A 15,239-nucleotide genomic window follows, 5' to 3' on the forward strand; every position below is an offset into this window, starting at 1 on the left:
GGGCGGAGTGCCGGCTCCCGCATGGCCCACCCAGGTCGGCCAGCATGCGCCGCGCGAGTTCGACGGCCCCGCTCCGGCGATGGGTCCCGACTTCCGCTTCATCCTGCGGGTGCTGGCGGCGCACAAGACGCTGATCGTCATCATCGTGCTGACGCTCACCGCGCTGTCGGCCTTCGCCGTCTCGCTGATGAAGGACCGCTACACCTCCGAAGCCCTTCTGCTGGTCGACAACCGGCAGGTCCGCGTCGTCCGCGCCGAGGATCAGGCGCTGAACTCGATCACGCCGGAGGACGGCGCGATCCTCAGCGAGATTGAAATCCTCAAGTCCACGGCCGTGCTGTCCCAGGCGGTCACCGACCTGAAACTGGCGACGAACCAGGAGTACAACCCGCCGGTCCAGGCCGACGAGACGAAGCCCTTCATCGAGCGCGCCACCGCCTGGACCCGCGAGCGGGCCCACGCCGTCTTCGGTCCGGAACTGCCGGGCGTCGTCACGGCCGTCCTGGCCCATGGCGACAACATGACCAAGGACACCCGCCTGCGCGAGACCCGCGCCGCCGACAGCATCGACGGCGTGCTCGACCGCGTCCGCCGCAACCTTGAGGTCGGCGTCGTCGGCCGGTCGCGCGTGATCCAGGTCCGCTACACCGCCGGCGACCCGGAGATCGCCCAGAAGGTGGTGGACACCGTCGTGCGCCGCTACATGGAAACCCGCCAGCAGATGGACCGCGACCTGTCCACCAGCGCCGTCGCCTGGCTGGAGGACCGCATCGCCACCCTGCGCAAGGAGGTGGCGGACGCCGACACCAAGGTCGACGCCGTCCGCTTCAAGGCCGGTCTGGTCAAGAACGGCACCAACGGCCTGATGGCCACCACCGAGCTGGAACAAGCCCGCCTGCGCCTTGCCGAGGCCTCGGCCAACCGCGCCCGCGCCGTCGCCCAGGCCCAGACGCTGGAGCGCAGCGCCGGCAATGGCGGCAGCCTCGCCTCGCCGGTCGTGGCCCAGCTGCGCGCGACCGTCGCCTCGATCTCCACCGAGTTGGCCCAGCTGTCGCGGCAGTATGGCCCGAAGCACCCGCGCATCCAGGAACTCCAGGCCCGCCTGAACGAGGCCAACTCCTCGCTCCAGCAGGAGGTCCGCCACGAGATCGGCGGCGTCCGCGAGGCGGCCAACGTCGCCGTCGAGCAGGAGAACGCCCTGAAGGCGATGATCGCCAAGCTGGAATCCGGCTATCAGACCATGACAGAGGAGGCGGTGCCGCTGCGCACGCTGGAGGCGGAGGCCCAGGCCAAGCGCCAACTCCTCGACAGCCTGCTCGGCCGTCTGGAGGAGGTGCAGGCCCAGCAGGACAACCGCGCCTTCCCGACCGCCGTCAAGCTGGTCTCCGCCCCGCAGGTCCCGCATGAGCCGTCGGGTCCGCTCCGCCTGCTGCTGCTGGTGGCCGGCTTCGTCGCCTCGCTCGCCGTCGCCGTCTTCATCGTCTTCGGCATCGAGCTGTTCCAGCGCCGCATCCGCACCCCGGACGCCGTCCGCCGCATCCTGGGCGTCGGCACGGTCCACATCGTCCCGCACCATTCGACCCGTGGCAGCCGCGGCCGTCTGGACCAGATCTTCCAGAATCACCCCTTCTCGCTGTTCGCGGAATCGATGCGCGCCCTGTTCCGCAACTATCTGTCGGACCTGGGGCCGGTCGGCTCCATCGCCGTCACCTCGGCCCGCCCGCAGGACGGCAAGACCTCGATGAGCCTCGCCGTCGCCCAGGTCGCGGCGCAAGCCGGCCGCCGGGTGGTGGTGGTCGACACCGACTTCCGCCGCTCGCGCATCGACGGGCTGTTCAACCTGTCGGCCAAGAAGGGCCTGTCGGACTGGATTTCCGGCACCGCCACCCTGGACGAGATCGTGCACGGCAGCGACGACGCCCCCTATGCGATGATCCCGGCCGGGCGCCTGATGCCGGAGACGCTGGACCGCTTCAACGTCGACGGGCTGATCCACCTGATGGCCGGCCTGTCGCCGCACTTCGATCTGGTGGTGTTCGACACCGCTCCGGCGCTGGCCGTCTCGGACGCCCGCATCGTCTGCGGCGCCGCCTCCAAGGTGCTGTTCGTCAGCCGCTGGGGCCACACCACCGCCAGCGACCTCCAGGCGGTCGCCGACCTCGGCCCGATCGACCATTCGAAGTTCGTGGCGGTGATGACCGACGTGAACCTGAAGAAGGCGGCCTCGCGCGGCTATCAGGGCCCCTACAACAGCTATGTGGCGACCCGGAAATATTACGGCGACACCAGCCTGCGGACCGCGCCTTAAAGCGGGACGCCGGGTTGACCTGAAGCTCCTTCGCTCCCCCCGAGACCCTTCCCCTCCGGACGCTGCGGCAACCGGAGGGAGGGGTCTCTCCATGAGCGGCCCGCCCGGCAGGCGGCCCCATGGGCGCCCCCGCGACCGGAAGAGAGAGCCCCTTGGCATGACCGACAGTCCGAAACCCGCTTTTCCAGGATGGCGCCCGTCGCGGCGCGAGTTGCTGTGGACCGCCGCGGCCGGTGCTGTGCTGGCAAGCTGCCGGGACGCCAGCGGCCCGGCGGCGGCGGAGGCCGCCGCGGCCCAGCCCCAGGCCGACGAGCCCGCGGTGACGCTGCGCGAGGCCTGCCGCGCGCTGGGCATCCGCCATGGCGCCGCCCGCGACCATTTCATCGAGCCGGAGGACCCGATGCTCGACCGGCTGATGGCGCGGGAATGCGACGTCGTCACCCCGGAGAATGGCGGCAAATGGGGGGTCTTCCAGCCCACCGAAGGGGCCTATGACTGGCGCCGCTTCGATGCCGCGGTCGAGCTGGCCCGCAACATCGGCGCCATGCCGAACTGGCACACGATCATCTGGCAGCATATGGGCATGCCGCCCTACATGAAGCTTCCGGCGGACCGGCAGGCGGCGCTGGGCATTTCGGAAAGCGCCTATTTCTCGCCCGAGGGCACATTGAGCGCCGAGACCGTCTGGCCGCGCTTCACCGGCGTGGTCGAGGCGGTGCGCCGGCGCTATGGCGACATCTTTTACCGCATCGACGTCGCCAACGAGGTCTTCTTCTGGGAAACGGTGGAGAGTCACCCGCAGGAACAGGACCGCCACGGCTTCCGGCGCGGCATGTGGTGGGTGGCGGCCGGCGGAGCGGAGAAGGGGCCGGAATGGCTCGACCCCTTCTTCCACCATGTCCACAAGGAATTTCCCAAGGCCAAGCTGGTGCTGAACGAGTTCGGCATCGAGATCGACGAGGGCTGGCAGCAACGCAAGCGCGCCTATCTGCTCGACTGGCTGACCGGGGCGGTGAAGCGCGGCGTGCCGATCCACGGCATCGGGCTGCAAAGCCACCTGATCGGCGGCAAGCCCTATGATGGCGCCGGCATGCGCAAGTTCCTGCGCGCGGTCGACAGGCTGGGCCTGTCGGTCCATCTGACGGAGATGGATGTCGACGAGACCCGCCTGCCCCGCTCCTGGTCGCGGGCGGAGAAGGACCGGGCGATGGCCCAGCTCGCCCGGCAATATCTGGCCGACATGCTGGACAATGCGCGGGTGGCGGAGCTGTGCTGGTGGCATCTGCGCTCCGACCTGAATTTCATCGCGCGCGAGCATTCGGATCTGCGCCCCCACCCCTCCCCCTATGACGAGAACTCCCGCCCGCTGCCGCTCTACAGCGCGATCGTCGAAACGCTGAGGGAAAAGGCCCGCACCGGCAAGGCGCGGTCGGGGTGAGCGGGTCTGTTGCCAACCCCACCACCGTCGGGCATCAAGAGCGGTGTGACGGCTCCGGCCTGACCGGTGATGGGGATTCGGTGACATGGAACTGCGGCACCTGCGCTATTTCCAGATGGTCGCGGCGGAGCGCAGCTTCACCCGCGCGGCGGAGCGGCTGCACATCGCCCAGCCGCCGCTCAGCCGCCAGATCCGCCAGCTCGAGGAGGAGCTGGGAACCGAGCTGCTGGTGCGCGGATCCCGCCCGCTGGAGCTGACCGAGGCCGGGCGCCTGCTCTACGAACATGCCATCCAGGTGCTGGACCGGGTCGACGACATCCATTGGAGCCTGCGGGCGCTCGGCGGGTCGCGCCGCACCGTCTATCCCGTCGGGCTGGTCGGCTCGATCCTCTATGGCGCGCTGCCCCGCGTGCTGCGCCGCTTCCGGGCGTCACGCCCCGACCTCGACGTCCGGCTGGTCGAAATGACGACGCTGGAACAGCTGCCGGCGCTGCGCGACCATCGCATCGCCATCGGTTTCGGCCGATTGTCCTTCCAGGAACCCGGCATCGTCCAGCGGGTTCTGCATGACGAGCCGCTGGTGGTCGCGATGTCCAGCGATTCCCCGCTGGCCGCCGGGACCGGCCCGGTCCCGCTGGCCGCCCTGGTCCGGGAGACCCTGCTGGTCTATCCCCGCAAACCCCGGCCGAGCTACGCCGATCAGGTGCTGGCGCTGTTCCGTGACCGCGGCCTGCTGCCCAACGCGGTGGTGGAGGCGGGGGAATTGCAGACCGCGCTGGGGCTGGTGGCCTGCGGTGTCGGGCTGTGCCTGGTGCCGGAATCGGCCTCCGGGTCGCGCGCGGACCTGACCTACCGTCCGATCGCGGAGGCGCGGATCACCTCGCCGATGATCGTCAGCACACGGGCCGGAGACGACAATGAGGCAACCGCCGCCCTTCTCGCCATGGTGACGGAATGAAACAAAGCGCTTCTTCCGCACTGCAACAGCCCAACAGCGCGGCGACTTGATCAAATTCAGAGCATCCAGTGCGCTTTATTCTGGCACCATCAATAGTTCTAAAAAGAATGTGGTTTTTTATCTTCTGATTGTTGCGTTTTTTGGATAGCGGCGGCCTGGGCATGCGCCCAGCGGATAGTGCCGAGTGCCGATCATCTGCCAAGCTTTTCCGGTGTGGAGGGTTGGTCGACCCCATGGCCATCCAAGGTCAGCGGCGGAGCGCCATCCATGGTCATAAGGAAAAGCTCGATGACTGAACCAAGCGCCGAAAACCGGCTTGCCCTATTCCCCAATCCCGACGGATCCCGTGTTCCCTACACGGTGTTCAGTTCCGAAGAGATCTATGCGCGGGAACAGGAGCGCATCTATCGCGGGCCGACCTGGAACTTCCTTGGCCTCGAAGCGGAGATCCCCAAGCCCGGCGATTACAAGAGCAGCTTCGTCGGCGACACGCCGGTGGTGATGACGCGCACCGAGGACGGCACGCTGGCCGCCTGGGTCAACCGCTGCTCCCACCGTGGCGCCATGGTCTGCCGCAAGGCCCGCGGCAACGCGCTGTCGCACAGCTGCGTCTATCACCAGTGGAGCTTCGGCGCCGCCGGCAATCTCCAGGGCGTTCCCTTCCGGCGCGGCCAGAAGGGTGCCACCGGGATGCCGAAGGATTTCGATCCGTCCAAGCACAACCTGCATCAACTGCGGGTCGAGAGCTATCGCGGCCTGGTCTTCGCCACCTTCAGCGACACGGTCGGCCCGCTGGCCGATTACATCGGCCCGGAGATGCGCCCCTTCGTCGACCGCATCTTCGCCAAGCCGGTGGTCTATCTCGGCTGCACCCGGCAATATTCGGACAGCAACTGGAAGCTGTATCTGGAGAATGTCAAGGACCCCTACCACGCCAGCCTCCTGCACCTGTTCCACACCACCTTCAACATCTTCCGCGTCGGCATGAAGGCGCGCTGCGTTCCCGACGCCACGCACGGGCTGCACAGCATCATCTATGTGTCGAAGAGCGAGGAGGACGTGAATTCGGCCGACTACAAGGCCCAGAAGATCCGCTCCTACGACGAGGGCTTCCATCTGGAGGATGACTCGCTGCTGGCGCTGGAACCGGAATTCGAGGAGATCACCACCAACCACATCCAGCCGATCTTTCCGCAGCTGGTGATCCAGCAGATCCACAACACCCTGGTCGCCCGCCAGCTGCTGCCCAAGGGGCCGGACCATTTCGAGCTGGTCTTCCACTTCTTCGGCTACGAGGACGACACGCCGGAGCTGCGGGCGCTGCGCATCAAGCAGGCCAATCTGGTCGGCCCGGCCGGCTACATCTCGATGGAGGACACCGAGGCGACCGAACTGGTGCAGCGCGGCACGGTGCGCGACGGCCACAAGACATCGGTCATCGAAATGGCGCGCGGCGCCCCCGACGAGCAGAACACCCTGATCACCGAGAGCCTGATCCGCCGCTTCTGGGTCGGCTATCAGAAACTGATGGGCTTCGAGACGCCCACCGTCGCGGCGGAGTGACCGGCATGAACGACCTGATGATCCGCCTGGAGCTGAGCGCGCTCCAGGACCACTACGTCTCCATCATCGACAATGACCGGATGGAGGAATGGCCGACGCTGTTCACCGAGGATTGCCTGTACCAGATCATCTCGAAGGAGAACGAGGATCTGGGGCTGCCGGCGCCGATCATCCATTGCGACAACGCCCGCATGCTGCGTGACCGCGTGGTGGCGATGCGCAACGCCAACATCTTCGAACAGCCGATCTACCGCCATTGCCTGTCCGGCCTGGAATGGAAGGGCGACGGCGCCGACGGCTATCTCTGCCAGACCAGCTATGTGGTGATCAACACCTCGGCCGCCGGGGAATCGACGGTCTTCCAGGCCGGGCGCTACCTCGACCATGTGGTGCGGACGGCGGACGGGCTGCGCTTCAAGTCCAAGCGCTGCATCTACGACACCAGTCGGGTGCAGACCCTGCTGGCCTACCCGATCTGACCATGGAGGAAAGCTCCACCATGACCGAATGGCCCATGACCGAATGGCATGACGCCGCCGCGACCGACGCCCTGGACGACGACGAGGTGATGGCGCTCAACATCGCCGGCGTGCCGGTCGCCCTGTTCCGGCAGGAGGGCGGCTTCTTCGCCCTGCACGACCTCTGTTCCCACGGGGCGGCCCGGCTGTCCGACGGCTTCGTCGAGAATGGCTGCGTCGAATGCCCGCTGCATCAGGGCCTGATCGACATCCGCAGCGGCGCCCCCTGCTCCGCCCCGATCACCGAGCCGGTGCGCAGCTATCCCGTGCGGGTGGTCGGCGACCGGGTCGAGATCTCGCTTGACCGTTGAAAGCTGAAGCGCTGAAAGGGAAAAGCCCATGACCGCGATGCCGGAACGCGAAACGACCTATGTTGTGGTCGGCGGCGGTCAGGCCGCCGCCTGGATCGCCCGCACCCTGCGGGCCGAGGGATTCGCCGGCCGGCTGGTGCTGATCGGCGAGGAGCGGCACTGGCCCTATGAACGGCCGGCCCTGTCGAAGGATTTCCTTCAGGGGACCGGCAGCGTCGAGGCGATCACGCTGCTGACCCCGGCATTGGCCGAGGAGGCCCGCATCGAATGCTGGCTCGGCCAGCGCGTGGTGTCGGTGGATCGGGAGGCGCGGATCGTCACCACCGCCGACGGCCGGACGGTCTCCTACGACACGCTGTTCCTGGCGACCGGCGGGCGGGCACGGCGGTTGCCAGGCCAGGACTCGCTGCCGGCCGACCGGGTCCACACCCTGCGCACGTTGGCGGAGTCCGAACGGCTGCGCGGCGCGCTCGCCGGGGCGAAACGCCTGCTGGTGCTGGGCGGCGGCTGGATCGGGCTGGAGGTGGCGGCAACGGCCCGCGCGCTGGGGGTCGGGGCCACGGTGGTGGAGGTGGCGCCCCGGCTGTGCGCCCGGACCATGCCGCCGGTGGTCTCCGACTGGCTGCATGCCCTGCATGAAAGCCATGGCGTGCGCGTGGTGTCCGGTGTCGGCGTTTCCGGTGTCGCCGCCATGTCCGATGGCGTCGCCGTCACCCTGGCCGATGGCGAAAGGCTGGAGGCCGATCATCTCCTGCTCGGCATCGGCATCGAGCCGGAGGTCGGGCTGGCGGCGGCGATGGGGCTGGCGCTCGACGACGGCATCGTCGTCGATGCCCAGGGGCGGACCTCCGACCCGCGCGTCTTCGCCGCCGGCGACGTCGCCCGCCACCCGAACGCCTTCGCCGGAACCTCGCTGCGGCTGGAATCCTGGGCCAACGCCCAGAATCAGGCCATCGTCGCCGCCAGGGCGGCGTTGGGCGGGGCCGGTGTCTATGCCGACATCCCCTGGTTCTGGTCCGATCAGTATGGCGTGAACGTGCAGATGCTGGGGTTGCCCGGCATGGGCACCCGCGCGGTCGCCCGTGGCACACCGGAGGCCGGCAGCGGCTGCTGGTTGATGCTGGACGAATCCGGAATCGTCACCGGCGCGGTGGCGGTCAACGCCGCCCGTGACCTGCGCGTCCTGCGCAAGCTGCTTGAGGATGGCCGCGCCCCGCTGCCGGACGCCTGGGCCGACACGGCGACGCCGGTCCAGCGGCTGCCGAGCCGCCCGAACATCATAATGCGATGACCTCACGCCCCAGATATCCGGCACCGGTTCCATAGAACCGGATTTCGGGTCTGGACAGCGCGACGCCCGCCACGGACAACCGGTGCACCGCAGAGACACGGATGCCAAAAGCCGGATTGCGGGCGTATGCTCCCAACACTTCAAGAACAGGGAAATTCACAATGAACCGTCGCAGCTTTCTCACCACGACCGCGGCCACCGCAACCCTCGCCGCCACCGGGGAATTGGCGTTCGCGCCGTCCATCGCGCGGGCGCAGAACCAGGCGGTGAAGGTGGCCTTCGTCGGCACGCTGTCCGGTCCGGGGGCGACGCTGGGCACCCATCTGCGCGACGGCTGGCTGGCCGGGGTGACGCGCCTGAACAACCAGCTCGGCGGCCGGGCGGTCGAGACGCTGGTGATCGACGACGAGCTGAAGCCGGACGTGGCGGTGTCGAAGGTCCGCGCCGCGCTGGAGCGCGACAAGGTCGATTTCGTGGTCGGCGTCGTGTTCAGCAACATGTTGCAGGCCATCGTCCGCCCGGTGACGGAGAGCAACACCTTCCTGATCACCGCCAACGCCGGCCCCTCCACCCTGGCCGGCAAGGGATGCAGCCCCTTCCTATTCAGCAGCGCCTATCAGAACGACCAGCCGCACGCGGCGATGGGACAGGCGACGCAGGATCTGGGTTACAAGCGGGTGTTCATCCTGGTGCCGAACTATCAGGCCGGCAAGGATGCGGTGGCCGGCTTCCGCAGCCGCTACAAGGGCGAGGTGGTGGACGAGATCTATGTGCCGCTGAGCCAGCTCGACTTCTCGACCGAGGTCACCAAGATCGCCGCCGCCAAGCCGGACGCCGTCTTCACCTTCATGCCCGGCGCGCTGGGCGTCAATCTGGTGCGGCAATACCGGCAGGCCGGGCTCGCCAACATCCCCTTCCTCTCCACCTTCACCGTCGATGAATCGACCCTGCCGGCCCAGGGCGAGGCGGCGCTCGACTTCTACACCGCCGCCACCTGGGCGCCGAACTTCGACACCCCGCAAAGCCGCCGCTTCGTGCAGGAGTTCGAGGCGGCCTATGGCTATATCCCGTCGAACTACGCCGCCCACGCCTATGACGCCGCCCATATGCTGGACACGGCGATCCGCCGGACCAACGGCGATGTCACCAACAAGGCGGCGCTGCGCGCCGCGCTGGAGGCCGGCGACTTCCCGTCGGTGCGGGGGGCGCTGCGGCTGGGTCCCAACCATTTCCCGATCCAGGATTTCTGGCTGTGCAAGGTCGCCAAGCGCGCGGATGGGAAATACCAGACGGAAACCGTCCGCAAGGTGCTGAGCGCCGACGCCGACAGCTACGCCGCCTCCTGCAAGATGGGGTGATGGACGGAACGGGCCGACGGGGAGCTTTCGCGATGTCCATGCTTCTGGTACAGGCCCTGAACGGCCTGCAATTCGGGGTGCTGTTGTTCCTGGTGGCGGCCGGGCTCAGCCTGGTCTTCGGCGTCATGGATCTGATCAATCTGGCCCATGGCGTCCAGTACATGCTGGGGGCCTATGTCGCCGCCACGCTGGGCGTGTGGACCGGCAGCTTCTGGCTGGGGGCGCTGCTGGCTCTGCCGGTGGCGCTGCTGGTCGGGCTGGCCTTGGAATGGCTGGTGTTCCGCCATCTCTACCGCCGCGACCATCTGAGCCAGGTGCTCGCCACCTTCGGGGTGATCCTCACGGTGGACGAGGCGACGCGGGCGCTGTGGGGCAGCGCCCCGCAAACCGTGCTGGAACCGGCCTGGCTGTCCGGCGGCCCGATGGGCGGGGTGGAGATCGTCGCCGGGCTGATCTACCCGACCTACCGGCTGGTCATCATCGGCATCGGCATCCTGGTGCCGCTGCTGCTGTGGTTCCTGGTGGAGCGGACGCGGGCCGGCATGCTGGTGCGGGCGGGGGCGACCCATCCCGCCATGGTGTCGGCGCTGGGGGTGGACATCCGCCGCCTGTTCACCGTCGTCTTCGCCTTCGGCGCCATGCTGGCGGGCTTCGCCGGGGCGCTGGCCAGCCCGATCTTCCCGGTGGCGCCGGGCATGGGCGACAGCGTGCTGATCCTGTGCTTCGTCGTGATCGTCATCGGCGGCGTCGGCTCCATCCGCGGCGCCTTCATCGCCGCCTTGCTGGTCGGGCTGCTCGACAGCATCGGACGGGCGATGCTGCCCGACCTGCTGCGGCTGCTGCTCGACCCGTCGTCGGCCCGGCAGACCGGGGCGGCGCTGGCCTCGATGCTGGTCTACATCGTCATGGCCGGCATCCTGTTCTTCCGCCCGGCCGGGCTTTTTCCGGGAGGACGTTCGGCATGACGGCGCTCCTTCGCAAACACGCGCTGGCGCTGGCCACCCTGTTGGCCCTGGCGGCGGCTCCCTTCCTCGGCTTCGGCGACGGCTTCGCGCTCGGCCTGCTGGCCCGCGCGATGATCCTCGGCATGGCGGCGGTCAGCCTTTCGCTGCTGGTCGGCGGCGCCGGGCTGGTCAGCCTGGGCCACGCCGCGACGATGGGGATCGGCGCCTACGCCGTGGTCGCCTTCGACGCCGCCGGCATCAGCGAGGGGCTGATCGTCTTCCCCGCCGCCATCGCCGCGGCGGCGGCCTACGCGCTGGTCACCGGAGCGGTGTCGCTGCGCACCAGCGGCGTGCATTTCATCATGATCACGCTGGCCTTCGGCCAGATGGCCTTCTTCACCACCTCCTCCTTCTCCAGCCTGGGCGGCGACGACGGCTACACGCTCTATGCCCGCACCGAATGGCTGGGGATGCGGATCCTGGACAACCGCCTGGCCTTCCATTTCCTGTGCCTGGGCCTGCTGGCCCTGGTGTGGATCGGCGGCACCCTGCTGCTGGGCAGCCGGTTCGGCCGGGTGCTGCGGGCGGCGCGGGAGAATCCCCAGCGGGCCCTGGCTGTCGGCTTCCAGCCCTATCCCTACCGCCTGACCGCCTATGGGATGGCGGGGGCGGTCGGCGGTCTGGCCGGCGCCCTGCTGGCCAACGCGACGGAGTTCGTGTCGCCCGCCCTGCTGTCCTGGACCCGCTCGGGCGAGCTGCTGTTCATGGTCATCCTCGGCGGCGTCGGCCAGCTCGGCGGCGCGATCCTGGGGGCGCTGGCCATGGTGCTGCTGGAGGAAACACTGTCGCACCTGCTGGTCTATTGGCGGCTGGTGTTCGGGCCGCTGCTGGTGCTGGCGGTGCTGTTCCTGCCGGACGGGCTGGTCGGCGCGCCGCTGCGCCTGCGCGCCGCCTTCCGCCTCGCCTCGCCCAAACGGAGGAACGCCGATGCCTGATCCGTTGCTGGAACTGCGCGGCCTGTGCAAGAGCTTCGGCGCGCTGGCCGTGACCTCCGACGTGTCGCTGACCGTCCTGCCGGGCGAGATCCATGCGATCATCGGCCCGAACGGGGCGGGCAAGACCACGCTGATCCACCAGATCAGCGGCACCTTGCGCCCGAGCCGCGGGACCATCCATTTCGCCGGCCGCGACGTGACCGCCCTGCCCTTCGAACGGCGCGCCCGGCTGGGGCTGGCCCGCAGCTTCCAGATCACCAGCATCGTGCCGGGCTTCACCGCGCTGGAGAATGTGGCGCTGGCGGTGCAGGCGCGCAGCGGCTCCTCCTTCCGCTTCCTGCGCCCGGTGGCGGGCGAGGCGGCGCTGAACGAGGAAGCCCGCGCGGCGCTCGACATCGTCGGGCTGGGCCGGGTGGCCGAGCGTGGCGCCGCCGCCCTGTCGCATGGCGAGAAGCGCCAGCTCGAACTCGCCATCGCCATCGCGATGAACCCCCGCCTGCTGCTGCTCGACGAACCGCTGGCCGGGGCCGGGCCGGAGGAGACCGAACGGCTGATCGGCATCCTGCGCGACCTGCGCAGCCGCTACGGCATCCTGCTGGTCGAGCATGACATGCAGGCGGTGTTCGCCCTGGCCGACCGCATCTCGGTCCTGGTCTATGGCCGGATCATCGTCACCGGCACGGTGGACGAGATCCGCGGCCATCCCGAAGTCCGCACCGCCTATCTTGGAGAGGACGCGCTGGCGTGATGCTGAAGATCGACAATCTCACGGCGGGCTACGGCCAGAGCCAGGTGCTGTTCGACGTGTCGCTCTCCATCGAGGCCGGGCAGGTGCTGGCCCTGATGGGCCGCAACGGCATGGGCAAGACAACCACCATCGCCGCAATCATGGGGCTGATCCCGCGCTGGGGCGGCGGAATCAGCTTCGGCGGCCAGGGCATCGACCGCATGCCGCCGCACCGGGTGGCCCGGCTGGGTGTCGGGCTGGTGCCGGAGGGCCGCCAGATCTTCCCGACCCTGACGGTGGAGGAAAACCTCGTCGCCACCGCCGCCGCCCGTGGCGGGGAGCCGGCGCGCTGGACGCTGGAGGCGGTGTGGGAGCTGTTCCCCCGCCTGCGCGAACGCCGCCGCAACCTGGGCAACCGCCTGTCGGGCGGCGAACAGCAGATGCTGGCGATCGGCCGGGCGCTGATGACCAACCCGCGCCTGCTGATCCTCGACGAGGCGACCGAGGGGCTGGCCCCGGTGATCCGCGCCGAGATCTGGGCGGTGCTGGAGACGCTGAAGCGCGAGGGCCAGTCCATCCTGCTGGTCGACAAGAACCTGTCGGCGGTGCTGCGCCTCGCCGACGCCTGCGCGGTGATCGAGAAGGGCCGCACGGTGTGGAGCGGCAGCAGCGCGGAGCTGGGCCGGGCGGCCGACGTCCAGAACACCTACCTGCATATCTGAGGCGTCGGAGGGACGGAGGCGCGGAGGCGGTCAAGCGCCTCCGCGCCGCAGGGTGTCGGACGGCCGCTCGCCGAAGCGCTCGGCGTAATCCTGGGCGAAACGGCTGAGATGGGTGAAGCCGGCATTCAGCGCGATGGCCGTCACGCTGCCATCCCCGCCTCCGCCGCCGCGCAGGCGCGCATGGACATCGTCCAGGCGCAGGTTGCGCAGATAGCGCAGCGGGCTGACGCCTTCGAACCGTTTGAAGGCGTCGTGCAACGTGCGTTCCGGCACGCCGGCCGCCTCGGCGATGTCGGCCAGCGTGATGGCGGCGGCGGAATTCTCCCGCAGATAGGCGATGGCCCGACGAACGGACACCGGCCGCGGCCCCTGCGGCCGGTCGTCCGTCTCGACGCGTTCCTGACCGGCCAGCAGCAGCCTCAGGAACAACTGTTCATATTCGGCGGCGACCAGCGGATCGTCGCGGATCAGCCGCACGGTGGCCGGGTCGCCGACCACGCCGCGCAGCGTCACCAGCAGCGGCGTCAGCCGGGGGCTGCGCAGATCCAGCCGTGACGCCAGCCGCACCGGACGCGGCCCGTTGAAGGCCGCCAGCCGGCTGCGCGCGATCTTGAGCACCAGCTGCTCGCAATCGGGCGAAAACTGCCCAACGATTGGGCTTCCCGGTGAACAGAGAACGCCGTTGAAACGGTCCACGGTGAAGCTGTCGCGCTCGATGCGGATTTCGGCGCCACCGCTGACACAGAGCATGACGAGATAATAATCGTCCAGCGGCGGAACGGCGATGGACGCCTGGCCGAACTTTATCGTCCCGATGCCCATTCCCTTCATCGCCATGAAATCCATGTGCGAGGGCTGACCGTTGGGGCGCCCGCGGGCCATCAGGCTGTGCGGCTGCATCACCTTGGAAATGCGCTCGCGGGCATCGTCGAGATCCGAGGTCTCGAAGATGCGACACATCCGAAGCGCCGAGGCGTTGAAGGACGGCGGGGCGGCCGTCAGGGCACCGGCAGTCATGTCCATGGCGACGCTTCCTCCTGGCTGTGGACAATCCTCGCGACGATATGAAGTCCAAGCAAAACCCATACCGCATGCCGGCGGCTGAAACGGGAACGCCCCCGCCAGGATTGGCGGGGGTCGTCCATCCGCAGGACGCGCCGAAGAGACGACGCGCCGAAGCCGGTCAGGCGGAGACGCGCGGGCGGTCGACCACGTCGGCCGGCAGCCCGTCGCGGGCCTCGACCAGACGGAAATCGAAGGTGATCTCGGCGAAGGGACGGTTGACGCCGCGCGCTTCGATCGCCGCCGGATCGTCGATGCGGCGGACATCCGGCACCAGACCGTCACGGGTGGCGAAGGCGAAATCGTCGTCGATCAGCGGATCGCCCTGGATGTTGATCTGGGTCGTCAGCTTGCGGTAGCCGGGCGCGCTGACGAAGAAGTGGATATGCGCCGGACGGGCGCCATGGCGGCCCAGCAGGGTCAGCAGTTGCAGCGTGCTGCTGCCCGGCGGGCAGGCGTAGCCCGACGGCATGATCGACTGGAAGGAATAGCGTCCGTCGGCCCCGGTGTGGATGGTGCCGCGGTTGTTGAAGGGCGTCTGCGAGCTGTCGAAGATCGAGTAGTTGCCCTTGGAATCGGCATGCCAGACCTCGACCACCGCATGGGGGATCGGCTTGCCCGAGGCGTCGCGCACGACGCCCGACATGAAGAGCGGCTCGGACGCGGTGTCCAGCCCGTCATCAATGCGGGCACTGCCCTGATGCACCGGGGCGCCGACCACATGCAGCGGGCCCTCGATGGTGCGCGGGGTGCCGTTCTCGTTCAGGCCGGCGGCGCTCTCGCGCTCCTCGACCAGCAGGTCGAGGAAATGCTCGAAGCCCAGGCCCGGCGCCAGCAGCCCGGCCTCGTTGCTCTTGCCCAGTTCGGTCAGATAGTTGCAGGCGGTCCAGAACTCGTCCGGGGTGACGTCGAACTCGTTCATGGTGACGAACAGATCGCGGACGATGCGGTCGACGATCGCCTTGACCCGCGGGTTGGGCGTCTTGCCGGGCGTGGTCTGGGTAAAGCGCGCCAGCAGCGCGTCGATTTCCTTGGCCTGCATTG

The 15,239-nt window shown here is 68.6% G+C and carries 14 protein-coding genes; 12 read left to right on the forward strand and 2 right to left on the reverse strand.

The features are described from left to right. Positions 1-7: 7 nt before the first annotated feature. The 12 genes from AZL_RS18900 to AZL_RS18955 all read left to right on the forward strand — a co-directional run bounded on the left by AZL_RS18900 (position 8) and on the right by AZL_RS18955 (position 13,133). Positions 8-2,308, forward strand: coding sequence for a GumC family protein (locus tag AZL_RS18900; protein ID WP_247894354.1), 2,301 nt, complete (start codon positions 8-10; stop codon positions 2,306-2,308). Between the two features lie 157 nt (positions 2,309-2,465). Beyond that, entirely contained in the window at positions 2,466-3,746 is a 1,281-nt protein-coding gene (locus tag AZL_RS18905) for an endo-1,4-beta-xylanase (protein ID WP_042444245.1), read from the forward strand. Positions 3,747-3,831: 85 nt separating this feature from the next. Continuing rightward, positions 3,832-4,704, forward strand: a complete 873-nt coding sequence (locus AZL_RS18910) for a LysR family transcriptional regulator (protein WP_012976091.1) — start codon at positions 3,832-3,834, stop codon at positions 4,702-4,704. Positions 4,705-4,992: 288 nt separating this feature from the next. Next, positions 4,993-6,267: an anthranilate 1,2-dioxygenase large subunit AndAc gene (andAc, locus tag AZL_RS18915; RefSeq protein WP_371304235.1), complete on the forward strand. Its 1,275-nt coding sequence runs from the start codon at positions 4,993-4,995 to the stop codon at positions 6,265-6,267. Between the two features lie 5 nt (positions 6,268-6,272). After that, positions 6,273-6,746 carry an anthranilate 1,2-dioxygenase small subunit AndAd gene (andAd, locus tag AZL_RS18920; protein WP_086935424.1) on the forward strand — a complete coding sequence of 158 codons (474 nt, stop codon included), beginning with the start codon at positions 6,273-6,275 and terminating at the stop codon, positions 6,744-6,746. Between the two features lie 20 nt (positions 6,747-6,766). Continuing rightward, positions 6,767-7,096, forward strand: coding sequence for an anthranilate 1,2-dioxygenase ferredoxin subunit AndAb (gene andAb / locus AZL_RS18925; RefSeq protein ID WP_012976094.1), 330 nt, complete (start codon positions 6,767-6,769; stop codon positions 7,094-7,096). Positions 7,097-7,124: 28 nt separating this feature from the next. Beyond that, positions 7,125-8,387 (forward strand): NAD(P)/FAD-dependent oxidoreductase, encoded by a 1,263-nt coding sequence (locus AZL_RS18930; RefSeq protein WP_012976095.1) that lies wholly within the window; start codon positions 7,125-7,127, stop codon positions 8,385-8,387. A 161-nt stretch (positions 8,388-8,548) separates the two neighbouring features. Continuing rightward, entirely contained in the window at positions 8,549-9,745 is a 1,197-nt protein-coding gene (locus AZL_RS18935; RefSeq protein ID WP_012976096.1) for an ABC transporter substrate-binding protein, read from the forward strand. 32 nt (positions 9,746-9,777) lie between these two features. After that, entirely contained in the window at positions 9,778-10,710 is a 933-nt protein-coding gene (locus AZL_RS18940; RefSeq protein WP_012976097.1) for a branched-chain amino acid ABC transporter permease, read from the forward strand. Next, positions 10,707-11,684, forward strand: a complete 978-nt coding sequence (locus AZL_RS18945; RefSeq protein ID WP_012976098.1) for a branched-chain amino acid ABC transporter permease — start codon at positions 10,707-10,709, stop codon at positions 11,682-11,684. Before AZL_RS18940 ends, AZL_RS18945 begins: the two co-directional genes overlap by 4 nt. Next, positions 11,677-12,432 (forward strand): ABC transporter ATP-binding protein, encoded by a 756-nt coding sequence (locus tag AZL_RS18950; protein ID WP_012976099.1) that lies wholly within the window; start codon positions 11,677-11,679, stop codon positions 12,430-12,432. Before AZL_RS18945 ends, AZL_RS18950 begins: the two co-directional genes overlap by 8 nt. After that, positions 12,432-13,133: an ABC transporter ATP-binding protein gene (locus tag AZL_RS18955; protein WP_042444249.1), complete on the forward strand. Its 702-nt coding sequence runs from the start codon at positions 12,432-12,434 to the stop codon at positions 13,131-13,133. Before AZL_RS18950 ends, AZL_RS18955 begins: the two co-directional genes overlap by 1 nt. Positions 13,134-13,163: 30 nt before the next feature. Here the strand turns inward: AZL_RS18955 and AZL_RS18960 are convergent, their stop codons facing one another. Both AZL_RS18960 and catA read right to left on the reverse strand, forming a co-directional pair. Next, positions 13,164-14,156: an AraC family transcriptional regulator gene (locus AZL_RS18960; protein ID WP_012976101.1), complete on the reverse strand. Its 993-nt coding sequence runs from the start codon at positions 14,154-14,156 to the stop codon at positions 13,164-13,166. 160 nt (positions 14,157-14,316) lie between these two features. After that, the gene (catA, locus tag AZL_RS18965; protein WP_012976102.1) at positions 14,317-15,237 is read right to left on the reverse strand and encodes a catechol 1,2-dioxygenase; all 921 of its coding nucleotides are present in this window, start codon (positions 15,235-15,237) and stop codon (positions 14,317-14,319) included. Positions 15,238-15,239: the final 2 nt, after the last annotated feature.

The sequence above is a fragment of the Azospirillum sp. B510 genome (assembly GCF_000010725.1).
Lineage (GTDB): Bacteria > Pseudomonadota > Alphaproteobacteria > Azospirillales > Azospirillaceae > Azospirillum > Azospirillum lipoferum_B.